25 protein-coding genes are annotated in these 24,004 nt (G+C 67.4%); 17 read left to right on the top strand and 8 right to left on the bottom strand.

Features of this window, described 5'->3' with window-relative positions:
• Positions 1-69 precede the first annotated feature (69 nt).
• From ABGX75_RS14855 to ABGX75_RS14785, 15 genes are all read left to right on the top strand, one after another.
• Positions 70-387, top strand: a complete 318-nt coding sequence (locus tag ABGX75_RS14855; protein WP_347411101.1) for a general stress protein — start codon at positions 70-72, stop codon at positions 385-387.
• Positions 388-781: 394 nt separating this feature from the next.
• Positions 782-1,495 carry a beta-ketoacyl synthase chain length factor gene (locus ABGX75_RS14850; protein ID WP_347411100.1) on the top strand — a complete coding sequence of 238 codons (714 nt, stop codon included), beginning with the start codon at positions 782-784 and terminating at the stop codon, positions 1,493-1,495.
• Between the two features lie 137 nt (positions 1,496-1,632).
• Positions 1,633-1,896 carry a phosphopantetheine-binding protein gene (locus ABGX75_RS14845; RefSeq protein WP_035413616.1) on the top strand — a complete coding sequence of 88 codons (264 nt, stop codon included), beginning with the start codon at positions 1,633-1,635 and terminating at the stop codon, positions 1,894-1,896.
• An 8-nt stretch (positions 1,897-1,904) separates the two neighbouring features.
• Positions 1,905-2,492 carry a hypothetical protein gene (locus ABGX75_RS14840; protein WP_347411099.1) on the top strand — a complete coding sequence of 196 codons (588 nt, stop codon included), beginning with the start codon at positions 1,905-1,907 and terminating at the stop codon, positions 2,490-2,492.
• Positions 2,482-4,257 (top strand): AMP-binding protein, encoded by a 1,776-nt coding sequence (locus ABGX75_RS14835; RefSeq protein WP_347411098.1) that lies wholly within the window; start codon positions 2,482-2,484, stop codon positions 4,255-4,257. Before ABGX75_RS14840 ends, ABGX75_RS14835 begins: the two co-directional genes overlap by 11 nt.
• On the top strand, positions 4,250-5,008 hold the full coding sequence (locus ABGX75_RS14830; RefSeq protein WP_035413612.1) for a glycosyltransferase family 2 protein: 759 nt from the start codon (positions 4,250-4,252) through the stop codon (positions 5,006-5,008). The genes ABGX75_RS14835 and ABGX75_RS14830 overlap by 8 nt, the downstream gene beginning before the upstream one ends.
• Positions 5,005-5,979: a glycosyl transferase gene (locus ABGX75_RS14825; protein ID WP_110061065.1), complete on the top strand. Its 975-nt coding sequence runs from the start codon at positions 5,005-5,007 to the stop codon at positions 5,977-5,979. The genes ABGX75_RS14830 and ABGX75_RS14825 overlap by 4 nt, the downstream gene beginning before the upstream one ends.
• Positions 5,980-6,022: 43 nt before the next feature.
• Entirely contained in the window at positions 6,023-6,613 is a 591-nt protein-coding gene (locus tag ABGX75_RS14820; RefSeq protein ID WP_035413608.1) for an outer membrane lipoprotein carrier protein LolA, read from the top strand.
• Between the two features lie 18 nt (positions 6,614-6,631).
• Positions 6,632-8,938, top strand: coding sequence for a hypothetical protein (locus ABGX75_RS14815; protein WP_347411097.1), 2,307 nt, complete (start codon positions 6,632-6,634; stop codon positions 8,936-8,938).
• Positions 8,935-10,188 carry an NAD(P)/FAD-dependent oxidoreductase gene (locus ABGX75_RS14810; RefSeq protein WP_301968872.1) on the top strand — a complete coding sequence of 418 codons (1,254 nt, stop codon included), beginning with the start codon at positions 8,935-8,937 and terminating at the stop codon, positions 10,186-10,188. Before ABGX75_RS14815 ends, ABGX75_RS14810 begins: the two co-directional genes overlap by 4 nt.
• A complete protein-coding gene (locus ABGX75_RS14805; protein WP_287124253.1) occupies positions 10,185-10,793 on the top strand; it encodes a DUF3261 domain-containing protein in 609 nt (202 codons plus the stop codon). Before ABGX75_RS14810 ends, ABGX75_RS14805 begins: the two co-directional genes overlap by 4 nt.
• Positions 10,790-11,980 carry a beta-ketoacyl-ACP synthase gene (locus ABGX75_RS14800; protein ID WP_347411096.1) on the top strand — a complete coding sequence of 397 codons (1,191 nt, stop codon included), beginning with the start codon at positions 10,790-10,792 and terminating at the stop codon, positions 11,978-11,980. The genes ABGX75_RS14805 and ABGX75_RS14800 overlap by 4 nt, the downstream gene beginning before the upstream one ends.
• A gap of 1 nt (position 11,981) precedes the next feature.
• A complete protein-coding gene (locus tag ABGX75_RS14795) occupies positions 11,982-12,455 on the top strand; it encodes a hotdog family protein (protein WP_179152932.1) in 474 nt (157 codons plus the stop codon).
• Positions 12,455-13,180 carry a 3-oxoacyl-ACP reductase FabG gene (gene fabG / locus ABGX75_RS14790; protein ID WP_011508053.1) on the top strand — a complete coding sequence of 242 codons (726 nt, stop codon included), beginning with the start codon at positions 12,455-12,457 and terminating at the stop codon, positions 13,178-13,180. The genes ABGX75_RS14795 and fabG overlap by 1 nt, the downstream gene beginning before the upstream one ends.
• 82 nt (positions 13,181-13,262) lie before the next feature.
• The gene (locus tag ABGX75_RS14785) at positions 13,263-13,880 is read left to right on the top strand and encodes a hypothetical protein (protein ID WP_011508054.1); all 618 of its coding nucleotides are present in this window, start codon (positions 13,263-13,265) and stop codon (positions 13,878-13,880) included.
• Positions 13,881-13,898: 18 nt separating this feature from the next.
• On the opposite strand, the gene ABGX75_RS14780 is transcribed toward ABGX75_RS14785, so the two are convergent.
• The 8 genes from ABGX75_RS14780 to ABGX75_RS14745 all read right to left on the bottom strand — a co-directional run bounded on the left by ABGX75_RS14780 (position 13,899) and on the right by ABGX75_RS14745 (position 21,598).
• Positions 13,899-14,264, bottom strand: coding sequence for a RidA family protein (locus ABGX75_RS14780; protein WP_347411095.1), 366 nt, complete (start codon positions 14,262-14,264; stop codon positions 13,899-13,901).
• 101 nt (positions 14,265-14,365) lie between these two features.
• Positions 14,366-15,223 carry a universal stress protein gene (locus ABGX75_RS14775; RefSeq protein ID WP_347411094.1) on the bottom strand — a complete coding sequence of 286 codons (858 nt, stop codon included), beginning with the start codon at positions 15,221-15,223 and terminating at the stop codon, positions 14,366-14,368.
• Between the two features lie 124 nt (positions 15,224-15,347).
• Positions 15,348-16,835 (bottom strand): SulP family inorganic anion transporter, encoded by a 1,488-nt coding sequence (locus tag ABGX75_RS14770; protein ID WP_043558588.1) that lies wholly within the window; start codon positions 16,833-16,835, stop codon positions 15,348-15,350.
• Between the two features lie 293 nt (positions 16,836-17,128).
• The gene (locus ABGX75_RS14765; protein ID WP_178999236.1) at positions 17,129-17,860 is read right to left on the bottom strand and encodes an HAD family phosphatase; all 732 of its coding nucleotides are present in this window, start codon (positions 17,858-17,860) and stop codon (positions 17,129-17,131) included.
• A 61-nt stretch (positions 17,861-17,921) separates the two neighbouring features.
• Complete coding sequence (locus ABGX75_RS14760) at positions 17,922-18,782, bottom strand: slipin family protein (RefSeq protein WP_347411093.1); 861 nt, start codon at positions 18,780-18,782, stop codon at positions 17,922-17,924.
• A gap of 84 nt (positions 18,783-18,866) precedes the next feature.
• Positions 18,867-20,261: a nodulation protein NfeD gene (locus ABGX75_RS14755; protein WP_301968874.1), complete on the bottom strand. Its 1,395-nt coding sequence runs from the start codon at positions 20,259-20,261 to the stop codon at positions 18,867-18,869.
• 53 nt (positions 20,262-20,314) lie between these two features.
• Positions 20,315-20,680 (bottom strand): hypothetical protein, encoded by a 366-nt coding sequence (locus tag ABGX75_RS14750; RefSeq protein ID WP_347411092.1) that lies wholly within the window; start codon positions 20,678-20,680, stop codon positions 20,315-20,317.
• 45 nt (positions 20,681-20,725) lie between these two features.
• Positions 20,726-21,598, bottom strand: coding sequence for a LysR family transcriptional regulator (locus ABGX75_RS14745; protein ID WP_035413528.1), 873 nt, complete (start codon positions 21,596-21,598; stop codon positions 20,726-20,728).
• A 153-nt stretch (positions 21,599-21,751) separates the two neighbouring features.
• On the opposite strand from ABGX75_RS14745, the gene ABGX75_RS14740 reads away from it, so the two are divergent.
• Positions 21,752-22,978: a TauD/TfdA family dioxygenase gene (locus ABGX75_RS14740; RefSeq protein ID WP_035413526.1), complete on the top strand. Its 1,227-nt coding sequence runs from the start codon at positions 21,752-21,754 to the stop codon at positions 22,976-22,978.
• Positions 22,978-23,916 carry an ABC transporter substrate-binding protein gene (locus tag ABGX75_RS14735; protein ID WP_035413524.1) on the top strand — a complete coding sequence of 313 codons (939 nt, stop codon included), beginning with the start codon at positions 22,978-22,980 and terminating at the stop codon, positions 23,914-23,916. Before ABGX75_RS14740 ends, ABGX75_RS14735 begins: the two co-directional genes overlap by 1 nt.
• Positions 23,917-24,004: the final 88 nt, after the last annotated feature.

Here is a 24,004-nt window from a genome sequence, read left to right as displayed (position 1 = left end):
CCTGCGCGACTCACCGGCCTTGGCACTCGATATCGCGACTCCCTGTCGCGATCCTTACCGGAGGTTCCCATGCGCACACCCGCTCCACCACCCGCTGCCGAGACGCCCACCCGCGAGGATGCCGGCGCGGCCACTTCCGATACCGGCCGAGCGCCGCCCCGCACGCGCAGCGCGGGCAACTTCGCCAACGACGCTGCCCGCGCCGCCGACGCCGGGCGCAAGGGGGGACGCATGAGCCCCACCAATTTCAAGCATGACCCCGGCCGCGCCGCCGAGGCAGGTCGCAAGGGCGGCCGCCAGAGCCCGGGCAACTTCAAGCAGGACAGTGAACGTGCCCGAGAAGCCGGACGCAAGGGCGGACGCCAGCGCGCCTCTCGCTCCGCGTGACGATCACCTCGCACATGGCCAGTCACTTGCGAGGCCACGCAGGTATTGCCTACGTCCCACGCCGCCCTGACTGACAGTCGACCGCGTGGCACTGACATAGGCTTGACGGCATGACACTGGCATTCGGCGCCTGCGCCGAATGCCAGTGTCCAAGCGCCGTTTCCCTGCGCCCGCACATGCGGGTTTGGCCTCTGGCCGGACCGCCCTCCAGGGCGGTCATTTTTTGACACCTCGCGATGCTCTCAAGTCGCGTCCCACCCGCCGCCGCGCGTGTCAGCCTCTCGAGACAGTAGCCATCAATCGGCGACTCGCGTAGGGTAAGCGTCTGTATACGTTGCCATTCAATTTGTGGATCGAGCCAGCGGCATTTGCCGACGAAAGGGAAGACGTCTGCATGACGACACCGGCCATGATGTACGTGCATGACTGGCGCGCCTGGCAGCCCGGCCGCCGCGATACCGCACACTCACGCCTCAGCGTTGAGGAAAAGCCTGCCGGCGCCCAGGTACCGGCGATGCTGCGTCGCCGACTGACGAGCATCGGTCGCGCGCTTTGCGACATGCTCGCCGAACTCGATGCCGAGGCCGACTACCCGCTCTTGTATGCCTCACGGCACGGCGATGGCGAGCGCACCCTGGCGATGCTCGAAGCGCTCGCCGACGAAGCCCCCCTGTCGCCGGCCCGCTTCGGCCTGTCGGTGCACAACGCCATCCCCGGCGTCTACTCGATCGGCCGCGGTAACCGCCGCACCCAGCAGGCGATCGCCGCGTCGGGCGACGAGTTCGCCGCCTTGCTCAGTGAAGCCCAGGGCTATCTTCACCAGGGTGAGCCATCGGTCATCGTCGCCTTTGCCGAGCAGCCGATTCCCGCTCGTTTCACCGCGCATTTCACGACACCGGTGGCGGCTGCCGCCGTCGCGTTACGCCTCTCGCTGACACCGTCCGATACCGCCTGGCCACTGCATCAACGGGCTCTGGCGAACGCGGGCTCGGCGAACGACGCTGACGCCCCCCAGCCCAGCGACCTGATCGACTGGCTGTGCGGCTTGCGCGACGAGCTGCCCTGCCATCGTCAACGCCTGGCCTGGCGGCTGGAGCGCACCGGATAGACGATGGCGATCCCGATACCGAGGCGATGTCGCCCCCTGCCGATCGCACGTCCCTCGGGGACGCTGTGAGCCGAACGCGGTAACATGTACGAACACCTGATACGCCTTACGCCCGATCGACGACAAGGGAGTCGCCCATGACGAGCGAGCTGGAACAAGAACTCAAGCAATTGATCATCGATACCCTCGAACTCGAGGACGTGACCCCGGAGGATATCGATCCCGACGAACCGCTGTTCGTCGAGGGGCTCGGCCTGGATTCCATCGATGCCCTGGAACTGGGGCTCGCCCTGCAGAAGCGTTACGGCATCAAGCTGGAAGCCGACAGCGACGAGACACGCCATCACTTCCGCAACCTGCGCACCCTCGCGGCGCTGGTCGAGGAGCGGCGCAACGCGTAGAGCCGAGCATGAATGTCCGTATCGCCCCCGTGAGCGCGCCGCGCTCTCCTCTCTTCAATCTTCTGCTCGGCATCCTGGCACTGGGCTGGCCGCTGGCCGCGCACGTCCTGCTGCCGCACCTGGGCGCCTGGCCGTTGCTGGTTGCCATCCTGGCACTCGCCTGGTGGCGCCTGCCCGCCGCACGCCGAGGATGGGGCTGGGTCCTGCTCATCGCCGGCGGTGCCTTGATCGCCGCCGGCTACGCCGAATTCGGCGTGCGAGCCTGGCCGGTGGTGCTCAACGCCGCCATGCTCGCCGTCTTCGCCTATAGCCTGGCGCACGGGCCCAGCGTGATCGAGCGCCTGGCGCGACGCCGCGAGCCGGCACTGGGTCCGCGTGGCGTGCGTTATACGCGACGCGTCACTCAGGCCTGGTGCGTCTTCTTCCTGGTCAATGGCAGCATTGCGCTATGGACGGCCCTTTATGCCGACATGGCCACCTGGACGCTCTACAACGGCGGCATCGTCTACGCGCTGCTGGCCATGATGTTTCTCGGCGAATGGCTGATTCGCCGCCGAGTGAAAAGCAGGCCCGAGGAAACGCCCCATGACCGATAGCGCCATGACCGATCGTTCCCGTGCCTTCGCGCCGCTGCTCGACGCCCCCTGGCGCGACCGCGATACCGACCGTGCCGTGGCCTGGAATCCCGAGGCACCGGCCGACACGGCCTGGCGGTCACTGGCGTCGCTGCACGCCGCCATCGGCGCCTGGCAGGCGACCCTGGCGACCGGCGCCGACACCCCATGCGGCTGGGTGCTGAGCACGCCGGACCCCATGTCCTTCTGTGCGGCCTTGATCGCCGCCTGGGAACGTGGCGATCGCGTCATCCTGCCGGCCGACACCCGCCCCGCCACGCTCGAGGCGCTCGACGCCGACAACGCAGGACGCCTGGGCGACCTCCCCGGCGCCCTGACCGCCAGCCCCGGCGCGCATGCACCGAGCTGGGGGGAGCTGGCGCCGCAGCGCGTTGCGGTGACGCTCTACACCTCGGGTTCCACCGGCGAGCCGCAGCGTCTCGACAAGACCTTCGCCCAGCTCGACGCCGAACTGGCCATGCATGCCGCGCTGTGGCCGCTCGACGCACGTCTGGTCCTGAGCCAGGTCAGCCACCAGCATATCTACGGCCTGCTGTTCGGCATCCTGCGGCCGCTGTGCGAGCGCGCGCCGTTCGCCGCCGACGTGTGCCGCTACCCGGAAACCCTGCATGCCTGGCTGTCGCGGTGGCAGGCGCAGACCCGCCGCGAGGCGGTACTGATCAGCGCGCCCCCCACCCTGGAACGCCTCCCCGAGACGCTGGACTGGCCGGCGGTCGGTGGCATCCTGTCAGGCATCCATTCGTCCGGCGCGCCCCTGGCGTTCGACGCCGCCGCGCATGCCGAACGCCTGCTGGGCTGCGCCGTCCGCGAAGTCTACGGCAGCTCCGAAACCGGTGGCATCGCCTGGCGCATCCAGCAGCGCGACACACGCTGGACCCCGCTGCCGGGGGTCGACGTGCGTGCCGACGACGACCAGCAACTCTGGCTGCGCACGCCCTGGCTGCCCGAGCCGGCGGCCTGGACGGCACAGGCTGACCGCGTGGTGATCGAGGCACAACGCTTTCAATTGCTCGGACGCACCGACCGCATCGCCAAGGTCGGCGGCAAGCGCGTCTCGCTCACCGCCTTCGATCATGCCCTCGGCGCCCTGCCTGGCGTTCGCCGGGCACATTGCCTGGCGCTGCCACGCCGTGACGGCCGCCTGGGCGCCGTCGTGGCGCTCGACCCCGAGACGATCCCGCACACTCACGAGGCGCGCCGAGCCCTGATTCGCCGCCTGCGGGATGCCCTGGCGCCGCGCTTCGAGAACGCGGTATTGCCCCGTTACTGGCGTTTCGTCGAACACTGGCCCAGCGATGCCCAGGGCAAGCTCGGCGCGGCCTGCCTGGCGCGCCTGTTCGCGGACCTCGACGACCCGCGGGCACCGCGCTGGCTGGACGACGTCGCGGACGGCCCGAACCGCGCACACCTCACGCTGGAGGTTCCCGAGCGTCTGGCCTACCTGGACGGCCATTTCGATGACCAGCCCGTGGTACCCGGCGTGGTCATGGTTCGCTGGGCCTTGCATGCCGCGCGCGACCGCCTCGGCTGCCATGGCGTCTGCCGGGACATGACACGCGTCAAGTTCCCCCTGCTGTTGCTGCCCGGGGAACGCGCCGTCCTGGCGCTCGAGACCACGTCCCAGGCCACCTCGACCCGGCTGCGCTTCACACTGACCAGCCAGCGCGGCGTCCATGCCACCGGCACCCTGACACTCGTCGCGCCGGAGGAGTCGTCCCATGCATGACAACGCCCGCCCTTGCGTGCTGATTCCGGTGTACAACCATGCCGAGGCGGTGGGACGCACCTGTGCACGTCTGCGTCACCTCTCGGTGCCCGTGATCCTGGTCGACGACGGTTGCGAGCCCGCCTGTGCCGAGGTGCTCGACCGCCTGGCCGACGAGCCGCAAACGCATCTGGTCCGGCTGGCACGCAATCGCGGCAAGGGTGCGGCGGTCAAGGCCGGTCTTCGCGAGGCACAACGCCTGGGATTCACCCATGCCTTGCAGGTCGATGCCGATGGCCAGCACGACGCCGACGACCTGCCTCCGTTTCTCGCCGGGCTCGATGCCCATGACGAGACGCTACGCATCGGCTATCCCCGCTTCGACGCCAGCGTGCCGCGCCACCGTTTCTATGCTCGCTACCTGACCCATTCACTGGTCTGGCTGAGCACGCTGTCCTTCGCGCTGCGCGATACCATGTGCGGGGTCAAGCTCTATCCCGTGGCGGCCACCAACCGCCTGATCGCACGCCATCCCTGCGGGGATCGCATGCAGTTCGATACCGAATTGCCGGTGCGCTGGGTGTGGGCGGAACGCGCCATCGAAAACCTGCCGGTGCGGGTGAGCTATCCGCTCGATGGCGTCTCGCATTTCGCCATGTGGCGCGACAACCGACAACTGACCCTCATGCACTTGCGCTTGCTTGCCGGCATGCTGCGTCGGCTTCCCCGCTTGCTGCGTCGCCATGCGCGCCTGACCAGGAGTACCCGATGACCTCCCGCGACGACGACGTCTCCCACGACACGCAGCATTGGTCGCGCATTCAAGAGTCCGGCACGCTCGCCGGCATGCGCCTCATGGTGTGGATACGCCGCCGCCTGGGCCGCTGGCCGTTTCGCCTCATGCTGGTGCCGGTGATCGCCTATTACTATGTCGTGCGTCACATTCCCCGCCAGGCCTCGCAGGAATACCTCAAGCGCGTCTGGCCGTTGCATGCCGGTCACGCGCCCCGCTGCGTGCACTGGCTGAGCCTGCGTCACTTCCTGGTCTTCGGCAGCATGCTGATGGACAAGATCGACGCCTGGAGCGGTCGCAGCCTGGAGGCCCGCGTCGATGGCGAGGACCGGGCTCGCCTCGACACCGCCATTCGCAGCGGCCGCGGCGGCCTGGTGCTGGTCTCGCACGTCGGCAACCTGGAAATCTGCAGTGCCATGCAGGAGCGTCGCGACGACTTCCACGTCGTGCAGATCATGCACACCCGCAACGCCAGCAAGTTCAACGAGCTGCTGGCCCGCAGCAGTCTGCGGCGCGCGCCGGAAATCATCGAGGTCAGCGAGATCACGCCCGCCACCGCGATGCTGCTGGCCGAACGCATCCAGCAAGGTCGCTTCGTGATGATCGCCGCCGACCGCGTCCCGATTCACGACGACGGGCGTACCCAGACCCTGGATTTCCTGGGCGCACCCGCCGCCTTCCCCGAGGGACCGTTCCATCTCGCCACCCTGCTGCGCTGCCCGCTCTATACGGTGGCGTGCCTGCGCGACGAACGGGGCTACCGGGTCGAGTTCGACACCTTCGATGACACGACGCACCTCAGGCGGGCCGAACGCGATGCCTGGCGCGAGCAGGCCATGCGCCGCTACGTGGCGTGGCTCACCGAGCAATGCCGGCGTCAGCCCCTGCAATGGTTCAACTTCTTTCCCTTCTGGAGTTCCCGCGAGAAAGGTGACCGCCATGATGCCTGAGCCACACCCGAGCCACTCGATACCGCCAGCCGGAAGCTATCGCATGCCACGCCGCCTGATCGCCTGTGCCTGCCTGCTGCTCGCCAGCGTTTCGCTGAGCGCCCATGCCTTCGATCGCCAGGACCTCCAAGCTCAGCTCGAACGCACCACCGCGATCGAAGGGCGTTTCACCCAGACCCGCTTTCTCGCCGATGTCGACACCGAGTTGCAAAGCCGGGGCCGCTTCGCCTACGTACGCGACCAGAAGGTCGTCTGGCAACTGGAAACCCCGGTCGAGGATACGCTGGTGCTGACTCCGGCCAACGCCGAGGATGCCACGCCAGGCGAGGGCGCCGGTGACGCCGGCCGCGAGCAGGTCGCCGCCTTGTTGCTCCGCCTGCTCGGCGGTGACTGGTCGGCCCTGGAAGAACGCTTCACGCAGACGCTCGACGGCACCCGCGACGCATGGCGTGTACAACTCACGCCACGCGACGCCGAGCTTGCCGCGCGCATTGCCGAGATCCGCCTCGCCGGTGGTCGTCATGTCGAGCGTCTGGTGATGGAAACCGCCGACGGCGATCGTTTGCGCATCGAGTTGAGCGATCAGGCGCCGATGTCCCCCGAGGCCATCGACGCGCTGCCCGACGCACGCTGACCGGACCCAGGATCGCCCATGCCGTCTCAGTCCACCGCCAACCGCCTCCCCCGCCATCTCGCCTGGGCCTGGCTGGTCGTTCACATCCTGTGCCTGGTGGCGCTGGGGTGGCTCGTTCGCGATGGTCTGCCCGCCGACACGCGGCTGACGGCCATGCTGCCGGAGGATCGCCAGGCCCCCTTGGTGGAGCGCGCCAGTGCCAAGCTGGGCACCGGCTTCGAGGATCGCTTCGTGGTGCTGCTCGCCGCCGACGATCTCTCGCGTGCCACCCCGGCGCTTGCCGAGGCGCTGGACGAGATGCCAGCGCTGGTGGAGACGCTGGTCTGGCGGGATACCGACCTGCTCGATGCCGACCCGCGCAAGGCCCTGGATGCCTATCGCTACCGCTTGCTGACCCCGGCCATTCGCGAGGCGATCGACGCCGATGGCGGCATGTCACTGGTCGCACCCGCTCTCAAGACCCTGTTCTCGCCCTCGGCGCAGCCCGAGCCGATACGCGACCCGTTCGGACTCCTCGACGCCTGGCTCGAGACGCGCACCCAGAGCCGGATCGCACCGCGCGACGGACGTCTGGGCGTGACCATCGACGGCCAACGCTACGACCTGGTGATCGGTGAACTGGCCGCATCGCCCTACGCCCCCGAGGCACAGACACGCCTCACCCGGGCGCTGACGGACTTCCAGACGGCGCATCCCGACGCCACGCTGCTGCGATCGGGATTGATCTTCCATGCCGCTGCCGGTGCCGAGCAGGCCAAGCGGGAAATCTCGACCATCGGCCTCGGGGCCTTGCTGGGCCTGATCGCGGTGCTGCTGTGCGTGTTTCGTTCCGCGCGGGTACTGCTCGCCCTGCTGCTGCCCCTGGGCAGCGGCCTGCTGCTGGCGCTGACCGCGACCCTGGCACTGTTCGGCAGCCTGCACCTGCTGACCCTGGCCTTCGGCGCCAGCTTGATCGGCATCGCCATCGATTACGCCCTGCACTTGCAAAGCCATCGCGCCATTGCCGGTCGCGGTTTCCGGCTGCGCCCCCTGCTGCCCGGCCTCGCCCTTGGCCTGGCCTCGAGTCTGGTCGCCTACCTCGCCCAGACCCTCACCCCCTTGCCCGGACTGCGCCAGATGGCGGTCTTCGCCGCGCTCGGCCTGGTCGGCGCCTGGGTGAGCGTGGTGCTCTGGCTGCCACGCTTGCGCCTGCCCGTCTCGCCGGCCACCGCACGTCTGGCCCAGCGCTGGGAAAGCATGACGCGCACGCCGTGGCGCCCGACCCCCGGCTGGGTCGGGGTCGTCGCCGTGATCCTGCTGGCCCTCTGCGTCTGGCGACTGCAAAGCGACGACAGCCTGCGCCTGCTCAACTCCTCACCGACGGCATTGCTCGAGCAGGAGCGTCTCGTGCAGCGTCACTTCGGCAACGACACCGGCACGCACTACCTGCTGGTGCGCGGCGATGACGAAGACGACCTGCTCACGCGCCTGGACGCCCTTCATGCCCCCCTCGAGTCACTGCGCCGCGATGGCGTGATCGCGGGTCACACCGACCTCGCCGACAGCGTACCGCCGCCCGCTCGGCAGAAGGCCGACCTCGACCGCGTCGAGCGTCTCTATCGGGAACCGCTCGACACCCTGTTCGCCCGGGCGGGACTCCCCGAGACGCTGGCCGAACGCGCGCGTACGCGTCTCGACGACACGCCGGTACTGGATGTCGATACCTGGCTCGACACGCCCCTGGGCGAGTCCCAGCAACGCTTGTGGCTGGGCGAGACCGATGACGGTGACGTCGCCGCCACGGTCGTGCTGCGCGGCGTCGAGGATGGTGCCGGGGAGCAGCCCTTGCGAGCGCTGGCCGACGCGACGCCCGGCGTCACCTACGTCGACCGTATCGAGCGACTGTCGGGCCTGCTCGGCGAATTGCGCACGCACATCGCCGAGTGGCTGGCACTCGGCCTCGTCTTGCTGAGTCTCGGCCTGGGACTGCGGTATCGACGGCGCACCTGGCGAGTGCTACTTCCCCCGCTAGGCGCTACGCTGATCGTATTGGCCAGCTTCGCCGTCGCCGGCGTGCCGCTCAATGTCTTCAGTCAGTTGGGCCTGCTGCTGGTATTGGGTATCGGGCTCGACGCAGGTATCTTCAATGCCGAACATCCGCGCCAGGCAGCGGCCTGGCTGGCCATCAGCCTGTCCACGCTGACCAGCCTGCTGGCCTTCGGCCTGCTTGCCTTCAGCGCCACCCCAGCCCTGCATTACCTCGGCCTGACGTGTCTGATCGGTCTGGCGGCGGTGTGGGCGCTGGTCTACTTGCTCAGACCCGGTCCCCGAGGAGCGCCAGAATGAACCCAAGCGTCCCAGACTGCGATGTCGCGATCATCGGCGCGGGCCCGGCCGGCGCCGCCGCCGCCGCGCGCCTGAGTCAGCTCGGCCAACGCGTGCACGTCATCGAGCGCAGCCATTTCCCGCGCTTTTCCATCGGCGAGAGCCTGCTGCCGCAGAGCATGGCCTATCTGGATGCGGCCGGCCTGCTGGAAACCGTCCAGGCGGCGGGGTACCAGCCCAAGAACGGCGCCGCCTTCACGCACCGCGCACGCACCACCACCATCGACTTTCGCGACAAGACCACCCCCGGCTGGGGCACCACCTACCAGGTGGAGCGCGCCGATTTCGATCAGCGCCTGATTCACGCCGCCGAATCCTATGGTGCCACGCTCGAGTTCGGCACCACGGTGAGCGCCTTCGACGCCGATCCCGAACGCCCCACGCTGCAGCTCGACGACGAACACGGCGGGACGCGCCGCTTGAGCGCCCGCTTCGTCCTCGATGCCAGCGGCTACGGCCGCGTGCTGGCACGCCTGGAGTCGCTCGAACGCGACCCGCGCGCCGAGCCGCGCATGGCGATCTTCAGTCACGTCGCCGATGGCATCGACGAGGCGGCGTTCGATCGCGAGAAGATCCTCATCGGTGTCCATCCCGAGGACTCGGGCATCTGGTTCTGGCTGATTCCCTTCGCCGAGGGACGCGCCTCGGTCGGTGTCGTGGGCGACATCGCCGCGCTCACCGCCCAGGGCGATACGCCCGAGGCACGCTGGCGGGCCCTGCTCGATCAGGAGCCACGCTTTCGTCACCTGCTGCGCAATGCACAGCGTCTGCGCGAGGTAGGGGAAATACGCGGCTACGCCGCCAGCGTCACGCGCCTGCACGGCCCGGGGTATGCGCTGCTGGGCAATGCCGGGGAGTTTCTCGATCCGGTATTTTCCTCCGGCATCACCATCGCCCTGCATTCGGCGCACCTGGCCGCGCCCCTGGTCGACCGGCAGCTGCGCGGCGGCGAGGTCGACTGGGAGGACGAGTTCGAGACGCCGCTGCGCTCAGGCGTCGAGACGTTTCGTGCCTTCGTCGAGGCCTGGTACGCCGGCACGCTGCAGACCATCGTCTTTCACGAGGCGCCACCACCGCACTTCAAGCGCTGGATCAGTGCCGTGCTCGCCGGCTATGCCTGGGACCACGAGAATCCTTTCGTCACTGCCTCGCGGCGACGCCTGGCGGCCCTCGCCGAAGTGTGCGGCCACCGCGACGAGGTACGCTCATGAGCCTGTCACGCCGCATGCTGGGTGCCGTCGCGCTGCTGAGCGCCTCGCTGATAGTGACGGGCTGCTCGCTGACGCCGCCCATCGCCCCGCATCCCGCACTCGACCGGGCCGAGCGCGCAGCGACCCTGACCCGGCGTTTGACCTTCGAGCCGGGGGACGAGACGACGGCGTCGGATGCCTCGCCGCGCACGCTGATCGCCGTGATGCGCCTCGCCCCCCAAGAACTGCGCGTGGTACTGACCACGCCATACGGCCAACGCCTGACGACCCTGGTGCGTGACGCCTCGGGCAGCCGCTTCGAGCAAGGCGATGCGCCCCGCGAGGAAGCCCTGCCCTTCCCGCCGGACTGGCTGGCGACGCGCCTGGAGTGGTCGTTGTGGCCGCGTGCGGCTCTCGAGGAAGCCTTCGCGGGGAGCGACTGGCGTCTCGACGAGCGCGATGGCCATCGACTGATCACCTATCGCGGCACGCGCATTGCGCGGATCACGCCGCCGCCGAGCGGGCGGGATGCCTCGCGGGAGGTCGTGCTCGACGACTTCCAGGGCGACTACCGACTACGCATCACGCCCCTCGATGCCACCCCCGACCACGAGACCGCCCCATGAGCGTACCGTCTTCCCGACAAGCGTGCCGACTGTCCCGCCCCGGCGTCGTGTGCAGTCTCGGCGACGATCTCGACGTCATCGCCGAGGCGCTTTTCCAGGGACGCCGCGGACTGACCGTCAGCGACGCCTTCACCCCCGGCCGCGACCTGCCGCTGGGCAGCGTCACATGTTCGCTGCCCGATTGGGACAGCTGGCCATTCGAACAGCGCAGTCGCAACAACCGCCTGCTGGCACTGGCCCTGCAGCAGCTCGAGGACAGCCTGGCGCCGCTGCGTGAGCGCATCGCGCCGGAACGCATTGGCGTGGTCATCGGCACCAGCACCTCGGGCATCGGCGAAACCGAGAGCGCCATCGCCGCAGCGGGCCACGACGGTCCGCTGCCCGACACGTTCCGCTACGCCAACCAGGAACTCGGCGCGCCGGCACGCTTCGTGGCCGACCGCCTCGGCGTCAGCGGGCCGGCCTACGCCCTCTCCACGGCGTGCAGCTCGAGCGCGCGGGCACTGGCCAGTGCCCGCCGCCTGCTCGCCAGCGGCGCCTGCGACGCCGTGATCGCCGGCGGTGCGGACAGCCTGTGTCGCCTGACCGTCAACGGCTTCACGAGTCTGGAGGCGATCAGCGAACGTCCCTGCCTGCCGTTTTCCGAGCATCGCGACGGCATCAACATCGGCGAGGCGGCAGCCTTGTTCGTGGTCACGCCGGACGAGGGCGGCATCCAGCTCGCCGGCGTGGGCGAATCCAGCGACGCCTACCACATCTCCGCCCCGCGGCCCGACGGCAGCGGCGCACACGAGGCGATGCGCCAGGCCCTGGCCACGGCCCATTGCGCCCCCGAGGCCGTGGACTACCTCAATCTGCATGGCACCGGCACGCCCCACAACGACAGCATGGAAGCCAGGGCGGTGACGACACTGTTCGAGACACCGCCGCCGTGCAGCTCCACCAAGGGGCTCACCGGTCATACGCTGGGCGCCGCCGGGGCGCTCGAAGCCGCCTTCTGCTGGCTGGCGCTGACACGCCAGCAGCGGCCGGTGCATGTCTTCGACGGCCATCCCGACCCCGAGCTGCCATGGCTCGACCTGGTGACGTCCGAACACGCTGCCGGCCGCATGCGCTACGCGTTGAGCAATTCCTTCGCCTTCGGCGGCAACAATGCCGCCTTGTTGCTGATGCGCGAGGAGGCCTGACATGCAGACCGACACGCCCTGCGCCATCGAGCCGCTGGTGCCGCATCGCGGTGCGATGTGCCTGCTCGACACCCTGCTGCACTACGATGCCGACGGCGCCCGTGCCGAGGTCGTGCCCGACGCGACGGACCTGTTCATGGAAGCGGGCGTCATCCCTGCCTGGGTGGGACTCGAGTGGCTGGCCCAGGCGGTCGCCGCCTGGGCAGGCATGGGAGCGCGTCTCACCGGCGCCCCGCCGCCGCCCGGGTTTCTCATCGCCAGCCGGCGTTACCGGGCGCGGGTCGATGCCTTCGCGCTGGGCGAGCCGGTTCATGTGCACGTCACCCGCGACTTCGTCGCCGACAACGGCGTGCGCGCCTTCAGCGGCACCCTGACCACGCCCGCGGGCGAAGCGCTCGCCGAAGGCCAGTTGAGCATCTTCCAGCCGGATACCGCGTCGCTTTCCCCGGCACCATCCACCAGCCGAGAGACATGATGAACGACACCATTCTGGTCACCGGCGCCAACCGTGGCATCGGTCGCGCCACCGCGTTGCGTCTGGCGCGCGACGGTTTCGATATCGTTGTCCACTACCGCTCGCGCGAGCAGGAAGCCGAGGCCGTGGCCGAGGACATTCGCGCCCTGGGGCGCGAAGCACGCCTGCTGCGTTTCGACGTGGCCGAGCGAGGCGAGGCCCGCGCGTGCCTGGAAGCCGATATCGAGCGTCACGGCGCCTATTACGGCGTGGTATGCAATGCCGGGATCACCGCCGACAACCCTTTCCCCGCGCTCACCGAAGACGACTGGGACAGCGTAGTGCATACCAACCTCGACGGTTTCTACAACGTGCTGCATCCGCTGGTCATGCCGATGATCCGCCGCCGCAAACCGGGGCGCATCGTCACCATCGCCTCGATGTCGGGCGTGATCGGCAACCGGGGACAGGTCAACTACAGCGCCGCCAAGGCGGGGGTCATCGGCGCCACCAAGGCATTGGCCATCGAGCTCGCCAAGCGCCATATCACCGTCAACTGCGTCGCCCCGGGCTGGATCGATACCGACATGACGCATCACCTGCCCCAGGAAGAGGTGCGCAAGCTGATTCCCATGCGACGCACCGGGCAAGCCGAGGACGTCGCCGGCGTGGTGAGCTTTCTCTGCTCCAGCGACGCCGCCTACATGACGCGCCAGGTATTGCCGGTGAATGGCGGCATGTGCTGAAAAGGCGTGTCGCGTGCCACCATCAAGCTTGGCGCAACGGGGCCGATAATGGGGAGACCCTCGTGGTAATGGATACGACACAATGAAACGCTTGGTTCTGACGCTCGCCGTGCTGCTCGCGACCGCCCTGCTGGGGGGTGCACTGCTGTCGGTCACGGATCTCGCCTGGCCGCTGCCGCCTTCGGCCCTGATCCCGTTGGGCGCCTTCGTGCTCGCACTGGGCGCGCTGGCGATCCTGGCCCTGCTGGGTCTGGCGTTCTGGCAGCAGCTCGTGCAGCAGCAGCGAGCGTTACGCGACAGTCTCGATGCCCTGGCGCACCACGGGCGCACCCAGACCACCGCCCTGCTGGCCGAGCATTTCATGCAGCATGCCGAACGTCTGCTGGAGAAGGAAGGACTGGACCCGAACAAGCGCAATGTGCTGCGCTGCCTGTCCATCGATGCATTGCGCGGAAACAGCGGGCGCGGCGATCCCAACTATGCGCGCCTGGCACGGCTCTTCGAGTGGTTCGATGGCGAGGCGCGCGCCACCGACGACGGCGTCGAACGGCGGCGGCTGCTGGTACCGGTATTGATGCAGTATGCGGAAATCGCCGACCAACTATGCCGGGTCGGCGAAAGCGACGCAGAGCGCCTGAGGGAGTTCTTGCGCCATCAGCCGCCGCCGGCGCAGACGGAGGACGCCGACTCGGCGGAATGAACCGCCGGCAGGCGGCCCCTAGGCTTGCCCCTTGACGGCGGCCGTGACGGTGACTTCCACCTTGAGCTCGTCGGCAGGCATCGGCGCCACGACGCAGGTCCGTGCCGGGGCATGCCCGGTGGGCACCCAGGCATCCCACACCGTGTTCATCGCCGCGACATCATCGCCCGAGCGCAGGTACACCGTGGCCGTGAGCAGGTGACTGCGGTCCGAACCGATTTCCTCGAGCAGGGCATCGACCCGGGCCAGCACGCTCTCGGTCTGCGCGGTGATATCGCCGTGGCGGGCCTCCGGGCCGGCTACCTGGCCGCATAGATAGGCGACGCCGTTGTGAATGACGGCCCGACTCATGCGGGCCTTGGTATCGTGGCGCTGAATGATCATGACGGATCCTCTTCGTTCGCAGCACTTGGTGGTCGTTTTCCACCCCGGCCGATGACAGGGCCTTGTCCCCGGCCCTCGTCATCGTTGGGGGAAATGAATCGTTAGCGAAGCAGCAGCAAGGGAGATTGGGCACGGCGGATCATCGCCGTGGTGGTACTGCCCACCAGGAACTGGCGAATGCGGGAATGGCCGTAGGCGCCCATCACCAGCAGTTCGATGGCGTGCTCGCGCTGATAATCGCACAGCACCTTTTCGACCTCGCCGGCGATGATCCGGGTGTGCACGGCGCTGCTGGTCGGCGCCAGCTTTTTCTCCGCCCAGGCCAGTTGCTCGCGATGCTCGTCGGTGTCGGCCCCCACCAGCACCAGGTGGCATTCCAGACCGCGCAGCAGCGGGCGATCCGCGAGCAATTCGACCATCTTGCGGGTAGTCGGCCCGCCATCGAAGGCAATGAGGTAGCGCGAGGGGCTGGTGAAGGTTTCCGGCACCACCAGAATCGGCCGGTGCAGCCCACGGATCACGCGCTCGAGATTGCTGCCCATGTGCTCCGGCGCCGCCTCGGCCGATTCACCGCGCTTGCCCAGCACCACCAGGCGAGATTCCTCTTCGATCTCGACCAGCGCCTCGACCAGCTCCCCGTTGCGCTGACGCGTCTCGACCTCGGCAATGCCGGCGGCCTCGGCCCGCTCGCGCGCCGCGCTCAGCATCAGGCGGCCATGCTCCTGGGCGAGCTTGCCGCGCTGCTCGTCGAGGCTGGCCAGTTCCTCCAGCAGGTGCTCGCGCGAGCCGAGCCCGATGTTGCCGCGCGGGTCGAACTGGCTGGGTGCCTGGTTACGATCCAGCACATGCACGAACGACAGCGGCACCTCCATGCGCTGGCTCGCCCAGATCGCCGCATCGCTCACGGTTTCCGCATAGTTCGAGCCATCGATGCAAGCCATGACGTGAGGTGCTTTCATGTGGCGGGCTCCTTCCAATGTTCTTGTCGAGTCCCATCGAAATGGGGCTAATTGCATGATACTCAGGCAGGGGGAGACTTGTCGTCTCCCCTTTAAGGCGTAGGCCCAAGGCTCAGGTCACGACTCAGTGGCCCATGAGTTTTTCCACGGCGTCGGGCTTGTCGTGCACCGCGAAACGGTCCACCAGGGTGGCGCTGGCTTCGTTGAGCCCCACGACCTCCACCTCGGTGCCCTCGCGGCGGAACTTGATGACGACCTTGTCGAGCGCGCCCACGGCGGTAATGTCCCAGAAGTGCGCGCGGGTCAGATCGATGCGCACGCGCTCCACGGTTTCCTTGAAGTCGAAGGCGTCGGTGAAGCGATCCGCCGAGGTGAAGAACACCTGCCCCACCACGCGGTAGACGCGAGTATGCTCGTCGCCCATTTCGCTGCCTACGTACAGGATCTGGCCGACCTTGTTGGCGAAGAACAGCGATGCCAGCAGCACGCCGACCAGCACGCCGATAGCCAGGTTATGGGTCGCCACCACCACGGCCACCGTGGCGAGCATGACGATGTTGGTCGACATCGGATGCTTGCGCATGTCGCGCAGCGACTCCCAGCTGAAGGTCCCGATGGAGACCATGATCATCACCGCCACCAGCGCCGCCATGGGAATCTGCGCGACGAGGTCGCCGAGGAACACCACCATGATCAACAGGATGACACCCGCGCACAGCGTGGAAAGCCGCGTGCGCCCGCCGGATTTGATGTTGATCACCGACTGCCCGATCATCGCACAGCCGGCCATGCCGCCCAGGAAGCCGGTCGCGATGTTGGAAACGCCCTGGCCCTTGCACTCACGGTTCTTGTCGCTGGGCGTGTCGGTGAGTTCGTCGACGATGGTCGCGGTCATCAGCGACTCGAGCAGCCCCACCACGGCCAGTGCGGCGGAATACGGGAAGATGATGGCCAGGGTCTCGAAATTGAGCGGCACGTCGGGCCACAGGAACACCGGCAGCGTATCCGGCAGCTCGCCCATGTCGCCCACGGTGCGCACCATGGAGAAGTCGCCCAGCATGTAGATCGTGGTGAGCACGAGGATGCAGACCAGCGGTGACGGCAGCATGCGACCGATGACCGGCACGTAGGGGAACAGGTAGATGATCGCCAGGCCGCCGGCGGTCATGGCATAGACGTGCCAGGTCACGTCGGTCAACTCCGGCAATTGCGCCATGAAGATCAGGATCGCCAGGGCATTGACGAAGCCCGTGACCACCGACCGCGAGACGAAGCGCATCAAGGCCCCCAGACGCAGGTAGCCGGCCACGATCTGCAAGACCCCGGTCAGCAGGGTCGCGGCAAGCAGATACTCCAGCCCGTGCTCCTTGACCAGGGTCACCATGAGCAGCGCCATGGCGCCGGTGGCGGCGGAAATCATCCCTGGCCGACCGCCGGTGAAGGCGATCACCACGGCCATGGAAAAGGACGCATAGAGCCCCACCTTGGGGTCGACCCCGGCAATGATCGAGAAGGCGATCGCCTCGGGGATCAGCGCCAGCGCCACCACGGCGCCGGCCAGGACGTCCGATCGGACGTTCGAGAACCAGCGTTGCTTGATTGATGCGTACATGCTTGTGTCCATCGATGAGAAAGGTCAGGTATTGCGCGCGGCGCGCCTGGCGACGGCTCGTCCGGTCACGGGCATCGTGTCATGTATCGATGTCGAGAATGCGACGGGAGCCGAACAGACGGCCGAACACGGCCCCGCGACGCTGGGTGGCGTCATGTGGAACCGCGCGGGAGCGGGAAACGCTCCGGGGGAGAGGAAAAAACGCTAGGGCGGCGTTGCGCTCATGAAATCAATCGGCCTTGAACGGTCGGTTTCGGGCACATGGCGTCATGTGCCCGGGAAAGCGCGGGATTCTACCAACTCGGCGAGGCCTTTGCACCTTTGGTCGAAGTGGCACCCGCGTTGCGCCAGTCGAAGCGCGGCCAGCCACGTTGCTCGGCGACACGCGCCAGGCGGGCATCGGGCTGCGTGGCATGCGCATGGTCGACATGCTCGAGCAGCGGCAGATCGTTGTACGAATCGCTGTAGCCCCAGAGGATGTCGGGGCGCGCGCGGGCGGCCTCACGCTCGGCGAGCCAGGCCTCCAGCGCCGTCAGCTTGCCAGACTGGTAGGTGACGATGCCGGTGGGCTCGCCGGTGAAGCGGCCCTCGGCGTCGAACGCCGGCGGCGTGGCCAGGGCGTCGTCGGCACCGACCTCGCGTGCGATGGGCTCGACCAGATGATACATCGAAGCCGAGATGATCAAGGTGTCGTGCCCCTGGTCACGATGCCAGGCCAGGCGTTCGAGCGCGCCCGGCATCAGACGCGGCCGGATCCAGGTCTCGACGAACGCCACGACCTCGTCGCGCACCGTGTCGTGCCGGCGCCCGACCAGCGGCGCCAGCACGAAGCGCAGGTGCGCCTGCATGTCCAGCGTGCCGGCGTGATACTGCTGATCGTGACGCGCCACCTGCTCCATGAACGCTTCGCCATCCTCCACCCAACGGCGCCTTACCAGCCAGGCGATCCACAGGCCGGTACAGTCACCGTCGAGCAGGGTGTCGTCGAGATCGAATATCGCCAGATGGCGCCTGTCATCGGGCATGCCGCCTTGCTCCTCGTGAAAACGAGGCGACATTCTAACCGCTCGAGATGACAGCCGTCTGTCACGCTTCGTTGCCCGATGTCTCGTCACCCGCCGAGGCGCGGCCCGACGACGTGCCGGATGCCGCCGCTCCATTCGGGGGTTGGCCTTGCGAAGACGCACCGCCTGCCTTGTTCAAGTGCCCCTTGAAGGCCTCCATGATGTCCATCGGCAGCGGGAACACGATGGTCGAGGCATTCTTGTTGCTCATGTCGCTGAGCGTCTGCAGATAACGCAGTTGCAGTGCCGCCGGGTTGCTGGACATGACATCGGCGGCCTCGACCAGCTTGTGCGAGGCCTGCAGCTCGCCCTCGGCATGAATCACCTTGGCGCGACGTTCGCGCTCCGCCTCGGCCTGGCGGGCGATGGCGCGGATCATGCTCTCGTCGAGATCGACATGCTTGATCTCGACATTGGCGACCTTGATGCCCCATGACTCGGTCTGGGCGTCGAGGATTTCCTGGATGTCGTCGTTGAGACGGTCGCGCTCGGACAGCATCTCATCGAGGTCGTGCTTGCCGAGCACCGAGCGCAGGGTCGTCTGTGCCAGCTGGCTGGTGGCGACCCCGAAGTTCTCGACCTGAATGATCGCCTTCTCGGGGTCGACCACGCGGAAGTAGAGCACCGCGTTGACGCGCACGGTGACGTTATCCTGGGAAATGACGTCCTGCTCCGGCACATCCAGCGTCACGGTACGCAGATCGACGACCTGCATCTTCTGGACCCCGGGGATCAACAGCAGCAACCCCGGCCCCTTCACCGCCTGGAAACGCCCCAGGAAGAACACCACGCCGCGCTTGTATTCGGGCAGGATGCGTACCGCCGCGAACAGCAACAGCAGCAGAACGACGATGGGCACGAGATAGGCATAGTTTGCGAACATGGTGCGTACTCCTCTTCAGACCCCTTCTGGAACACCACCGGGATGATGGCCGTTCCGCGATACTGGCGGCATCGGGTACGGGGCTTACGCCCCGTCCGACGCTTGCGGCGTTTCCGCCAACGGCTCGACCATCAGCGTCAGCCCGTCGACGGCCACGATGCGAACCTGCTGGCCACGCGCGAGCCGCCGGGAGCAACGTGCCCGCCAGCGTTCGCCGTGCACCATCACCTTGCCCTGCACCTCGAAACCCGCCAGTACCGTGGCCACCTGCCCGACGAGTTCTTCCTGTCCCCCCTGGGGACGATGCCGCTGCACGCTCAAAAAACGCATTACGACCCATAGCAGGAAGCCGGCGGCGATCAGGGCAATGCCGCCCACCATGGGAAGGGCCAGGCGCTGGTGAGTGTCATCCATCAGCATCACCGAGCCGGCGACGAACGCCGCCAACCCGCCGAACCCCAGCACGCCGATGCTGGGCACGAACGCCTCGGCGACCACCAGCGCCATGCCCAGGAAGACGAGTACCAGGCCGGCATACCCCACCGACAGCACCTGGAAGGCATACATGGCGAGCACCAGGCAGATGGCGCCGATCACGCCGGGAAACAGGGTCCCGGGGCTCAACAGTTCGAAGATCAGGCCGTAGAAGCCGACGATCATCAGGAAGTAGGCGACGTTGGGATCGGTGATCACCGCCAGCACCTGGGCCCGCCAGTCGGGCGGCTGCCGCTCGAGGGCCATGCCCTGGGTGGAAAGCGTGCGCTCGCCGTCGTCCATGACCACGCGGCGACCGTCGAGCTGCGTGAGCAAGTCGTCGAGGTCGCTCGCCACGATCTCGATGACATTGGCCTCCAGGGCCTCGCTGGCCGTCAGGTTGGCCGCCTCGCGGACCGCGCGTTCGGCCCACTGGGCGTTGCGCCCATGGCGTTCGGCGAGCGAGCGGATGGTGGCCACGGCATCCTCGAGCACCTTGCGCTCCATGGCCGACGACGATGTCTCCTGAGCGTCGCCCTCCTGCGCTTCGTCCGGCGCCGACTCGCCGCCACCGCCGCCGAGCTGCACCGGCGTCGCCGAACCGAGATGCGTGGCCGGCGCCATGGCAGCGACATGGCTGGCGTAGAGCAGGTAGGTACCGGCACTGGCGGCACGCGATCCGGCGGGCGATACGTAGCTGACCACCGGGATCGGCGAGGCCAGCATCGCACCGATCATGTCGCGCATCGCGGCGTCCAGCCCGCCGGGCGTGTCGAGTTCGAGAATCACCAGCGATGCGCCGGCTTCCTCGGCACGCTCGAGTCCGCGCTGAAAGTAATCGCTGGTGGCGGGGCCGATGCTGCCGTCGATGCTCAGCACCACACCCAGAGACGCGTCGCGCTCGGACTGCGCGCTTGCCCACCATGACAGCCCCAGCCCGACCATCAGCAGGCAGGCCCACAGCAGATATCGCCGCCTCGCGAGTGCTTCGCTATGCCATCGCATGATGCCTCTCCTCACATGACAAACGCCCCGTCCACGCGGCGACGTGCACCTGATCAGTCACACGGCATGGGGCGCGTCGACCACGTGGTCGTGCCTTCATCGTCACGGCATACGCGATTCCCGTCGGGAACGTCGGGACGCGCCTCGGTGGAAGGAGCCGGCGCCATGCCTCTCAGGTGAATCTCGGGACGCACGATCACCTCGCGATCGTGCTGCCAGTGCCGGTCCGGCACGTGCTGGCGGTCATGCCGCCAACCGGGGTCGGAGCGCTGCGACTCGAGCGGCAGCAGACGTCCGCTGTCCGGGTCGTATACCCTCACGTCCCCGGCCACCACCGACAACGTCAGCGCCATGCCCACCGCGGCCACCGACATCCTGACAAGAAGCCGGACATACCGGCGCTTTCCCCTCGTTGCCATGCTTGTCTCCCGCAGCCCGTGACACCCTTGGCGGTGTCGGTATCGTCAGTCTAGTTCACCCACATCGCGCAGCCATGCCCATAGCGCATCGCAGGCCGGACGCGGGGCGCGCGCCCGTGGCCGCACCAGCCAGAACGCCTCGTCGGTGGGCATGGAAAGCGCAAAGGGCGCCACCAGATCGTCGCGTCCCTCGAAGAGGCGGCGATGCGTCAGGGCCACCCCCGCACCGCGGGCCGCCAGGGCCAAGGTCGCCACCTGCGTATCGCAGATGAACGAGGCACAGCGCGCCTCGAGCCCCTCGACACCGGCCAGCGACAGCCAGCTCGGCCAGCCCAGCGCGAAACCGGCGGCATGCAGCAGCGTATGGCCCGCCAGGTCTTCCGGCTTGTGCAGTTGCCGCGCCACGCCGGGCGCACAGACGGGCAGCATGACTTCCTCGTTGAGCAGCACCGCCTCCATGTCCGGCCAATCGCCCTGACCGTAGCGAATTTCCATGTCCACCCCCTCGGCGCTGAAGTCGCCGGGCCACACGGCACTCACCAGACGTACCGTGACATCGCGATGGCGCCGATGGAAATGGGTCAGCTCGGTGGCCAGCCATCCGGCCTGGACGGCAGGCGTGGCTCGCAGCGTCACCGGGGCATCCGGGTGGGGGCCGAAGACTTCGGCGGTGCCCTCGGCGATGCGCGTGAAGGCCTCCTGGATGCTCGGCAACCAGGCCTGACCGGCCGGCGTCAGCGACAGGCTGCGGGGATGGCGCACGAACAAGGCCTGGCCGAGTCGGTCCTCGAGCAGGCGAATCCGCTGACTGACGGCCGACTGCGTGACGCCCAGTTCGCGGCCGGCCTGGGTGAAGCTCAGGGTGCGCGCCGCGGCCTCGAACGCCTGCATCCATAGAATCGGGGGCAACGACATCATGGCCTCGTCGGTGGTGGCAACCTCGCCATGTTCTTCAATAAGCCACCCATTAGCAAATCTTGGCCTCAGGTCCGAGATTCATCGTTTGTCTAATGTCGCCATGAGGCGACATGCTAGTGACCGATTCGCACGACCCAATATCAGGAGGCCAGCATGCAGTCCCAGAGCCAATCCCCCGCCGTCGAGATGAGCGAGCTGTTCCCTTACGCACAAGGGCCCGCACTGCGCACCAGCCAGGCCCACGACAAGGCGCTGGAGATCACCTGGGAAAACGCCGACAGCGCGCGCTTCAGCTACCGCTGGCTGCGCGACCACTGCGCCTGCCCCGAGTGCCGTCATCCCATGACGCGCGAGCGTCTTTACATGCCGCTCGAGGACGAAAACTTCCTGAACGCTCGGCCCGAAGCCAGCGTCGAGGACGGCGTGCTGGTGCTGCGCTGGGCCGACGGTCACGAGTCGCGCTTCGACGCCGGCTGGCTGCACCAGCGCCGTCCCGAATCGCGCATCGATGACGGCGTTCCCCGTGCCGAAGCCTGGCGCGAAGGTTTCACCCCGGCACATGTGCCGCATGCTGAGATGATGGGCGGCCACGAGGGCCGGCGCGAGTGGCTGACCGCCCTGTTGCGCGACGGCCTGGTCCTGCTCGACGACGGTCCGCGCGAGCTCGAGGAGGTCGTGCGCATCGCCGAACTGTTCGGGCCGATGCGGGCCACCAACTTCGGCGCACGTTTCGACGTCCAGTCCAAGCCGAACCCCAACAATGCCGCTTACACGGCCATCGGCCTCGAGCTGCACACCGACCTCCCCAACTGGCGCCATCCGCCGGACATCCAGCTGCTGTATTGCCTGGAGAATGAAGCCGAAGGCGGCGAATCGCTGTTCGCCGATGGCTTCGCCGTGGCCGAGGCGCTGCGTCATGAAGCGCCGGAGCTCTTCCTCCGTCTGCGCGATACGCCTATCGATTTCCGTTTCCAGGACGAAGACAGCGACATCGCCGTGCGCGCGCCGGTCATCGAGGTCGATGACACCGGCCGCATTCGTGAAGTCCGCTTCAACAACTGGATTCGCGACACCCTGCGTCTCCCGCCGGAAGAAGCCGATGCCTGGTACGAAGCATACCTGATCTTCTGGCAGCGCCTGCGCGAGCCGCGTTTCCGGGTCGACTTCGCGCTCGAACCTGGTCAGATGGTGGCCTTCGATAACCGCCGTGTACTGCATGGGCGCGGCGCCTTCGATCCCAATACCGGCCGTCGTCATCTGCAAGGCACCTATTTGGATATCGACCACCTCGAATCGCATCTACGCGTGTTGGCGCGCCACGCCTCTACAGTCGCGCCCGCTACTCCGACAACATCCACCAATGAAACGGGAGTTTCCTGATGTCTCATTCGCTTCGTCCCTTGCTCGTCGGGCTACCGCTCGCCGCCGGTATGGGCTTCGCCATGCCGGCCCAGGCAGCCGACACGGTCGCTTTCGGTGTACCCTCGTGGCCTGGCATCACGGTCAAGACCGAAATCGCCAGCCAACTGTTGGCGCCCCTCGGCTATGAATCGAAAACCGATGACGTCGGCCTGCAGGTCATCTACCAGGGCATGGAAAGCGGCGATCTGGATGTCTTCCTGGGCGGTTGGCTACCGGCACAAGAGCCGATGCTCACACCGATGGAAGACAAGGGAAGCGTGAAGCGTATCGTCAACAACGTCGATGGTGCGCAAATGACGCTGGCGGTGCCCGAGTATGTCTACGAACAAGGCGTAACCTCGTTCGAAGACCTCGACGAGCACCGCGACATGTTCGACGGCAAGATTCATGGCTTCGGCGCCGGCTCCGCCGCCAGCGAGATCCTCAACAAGGCGATCGATAACGACACCTGGGGACTCGGTGACTGGCAGCTAGTGGATACCAGCACCGTGGGTATGCTCAGCGCGGCGCGCGATTCCATCTCGCGCGAGGAGCCCATCGTCTGGGTCGGCTGGACGCCGCACTGGATGAACCTCGAGCTGCCGATGCGCTATCTCGACGACAGCAAGAACCTGCTCGGTGAGGGCAACGGCGCCAGCCAGGTGCTGACCCTGATGAGCTCGGACTTCGCTGACGACAACCCCAACTTGACGGCGTTCTTCAAGAACTTCACGTTTACCGCCGAACAACAAAGCTGGATGATCAAGGCCTTTGGTCTTGATGAGAAAGAGCTCGGCACTGTGGCCACGACCTGGATCGAGGATCATCCGGATCGCGTCGAGGAAATGCTCGACGGCGTGACCACTACCGATGGCGACGCAGCTTGGCCGGTAGTGAAAGAGGCGCTGTCACTGTAAGAGTGGTCCGCGCCCGACACGGCACGCAAAGTGCCGTGTTTTCCCCGTGCGGGCTCTCACGTATGCTTGGCGCAGTTCACGCATAGAG

The sequence above is a fragment of the Chromohalobacter sp. genome (assembly GCF_039830575.1).
Classification (GTDB): domain Bacteria; phylum Pseudomonadota; class Gammaproteobacteria; order Pseudomonadales; family Halomonadaceae; genus Chromohalobacter; species Chromohalobacter israelensis.
This window is presented reverse-complemented; position numbering and strand designations above follow the sequence as displayed.

Bases quoted from the DNA above. Each gene is read 5' to 3' on its own strand.
- ABGX75_RS14855 (WP_347411101.1), top strand. From the start codon at position 70: ATGCGCACACCCGCTCCACCACCCGCTGCCGAGACGCCCACCCGCGAG.
- ABGX75_RS14850 (WP_347411100.1), top strand. From the start codon at position 782: ATGACGACACCGGCCATGATGTACGTGCATGACTGGCGCGCCTGGCAG.
- ABGX75_RS14845 (WP_035413616.1), top strand. From the start codon at position 1,633: ATGACGAGCGAGCTGGAACAAGAACTCAAGCAATTGATCATCGATACC.
- ABGX75_RS14840 (WP_347411099.1), top strand. From the start codon at position 1,905: ATGAATGTCCGTATCGCCCCCGTGAGCGCGCCGCGCTCTCCTCTCTTC.
- ABGX75_RS14835 (WP_347411098.1), top strand. From the start codon at position 2,482: ATGACCGATAGCGCCATGACCGATCGTTCCCGTGCCTTCGCGCCGCTG.
- ABGX75_RS14830 (WP_035413612.1), top strand. From the start codon at position 4,250: ATGCATGACAACGCCCGCCCTTGCGTGCTGATTCCGGTGTACAACCAT.
- ABGX75_RS14825 (WP_110061065.1), top strand. From the start codon at position 5,005: ATGACCTCCCGCGACGACGACGTCTCCCACGACACGCAGCATTGGTCG.
- ABGX75_RS14820 (WP_035413608.1), top strand. From the start codon at position 6,023: ATGCCACGCCGCCTGATCGCCTGTGCCTGCCTGCTGCTCGCCAGCGTT.
- ABGX75_RS14815 (WP_347411097.1), top strand. From the start codon at position 6,632: ATGCCGTCTCAGTCCACCGCCAACCGCCTCCCCCGCCATCTCGCCTGG.
- ABGX75_RS14810 (WP_301968872.1), top strand. From the start codon at position 8,935: ATGAACCCAAGCGTCCCAGACTGCGATGTCGCGATCATCGGCGCGGGC.
- ABGX75_RS14805 (WP_287124253.1), top strand. From the start codon at position 10,185: ATGAGCCTGTCACGCCGCATGCTGGGTGCCGTCGCGCTGCTGAGCGCC.
- ABGX75_RS14800 (WP_347411096.1), top strand. From the start codon at position 10,790: ATGAGCGTACCGTCTTCCCGACAAGCGTGCCGACTGTCCCGCCCCGGC.
- ABGX75_RS14795 (WP_179152932.1), top strand. From the start codon at position 11,982: ATGCAGACCGACACGCCCTGCGCCATCGAGCCGCTGGTGCCGCATCGC.
- fabG (WP_011508053.1), top strand. From the start codon at position 12,455: ATGAACGACACCATTCTGGTCACCGGCGCCAACCGTGGCATCGGTCGC.
- ABGX75_RS14785 (WP_011508054.1), top strand. From the start codon at position 13,263: ATGAAACGCTTGGTTCTGACGCTCGCCGTGCTGCTCGCGACCGCCCTG.
- ABGX75_RS14780 (WP_347411095.1), bottom strand. From the start codon at position 14,264: ATGATCATTCAGCGCCACGATACCAAGGCCCGCATGAGTCGGGCCGTC.
- ABGX75_RS14775 (WP_347411094.1), bottom strand. From the start codon at position 15,223: ATGAAAGCACCTCACGTCATGGCTTGCATCGATGGCTCGAACTATGCG.
- ABGX75_RS14770 (WP_043558588.1), bottom strand. From the start codon at position 16,835: ATGTACGCATCAATCAAGCAACGCTGGTTCTCGAACGTCCGATCGGAC.
- ABGX75_RS14765 (WP_178999236.1), bottom strand. From the start codon at position 17,860: ATGCCCGATGACAGGCGCCATCTGGCGATATTCGATCTCGACGACACC.
- ABGX75_RS14760 (WP_347411093.1), bottom strand. From the start codon at position 18,782: ATGTTCGCAAACTATGCCTATCTCGTGCCCATCGTCGTTCTGCTGCTG.
- ABGX75_RS14755 (WP_301968874.1), bottom strand. From the start codon at position 20,261: ATGCGATGGCATAGCGAAGCACTCGCGAGGCGGCGATATCTGCTGTGG.
- ABGX75_RS14750 (WP_347411092.1), bottom strand. From the start codon at position 20,680: ATGGCAACGAGGGGAAAGCGCCGGTATGTCCGGCTTCTTGTCAGGATG.
- ABGX75_RS14745 (WP_035413528.1), bottom strand. From the start codon at position 21,598: ATGATGTCGTTGCCCCCGATTCTATGGATGCAGGCGTTCGAGGCCGCG.
- ABGX75_RS14740 (WP_035413526.1), top strand. From the start codon at position 21,752: ATGCAGTCCCAGAGCCAATCCCCCGCCGTCGAGATGAGCGAGCTGTTC.
- ABGX75_RS14735 (WP_035413524.1), top strand. From the start codon at position 22,978: ATGTCTCATTCGCTTCGTCCCTTGCTCGTCGGGCTACCGCTCGCCGCC.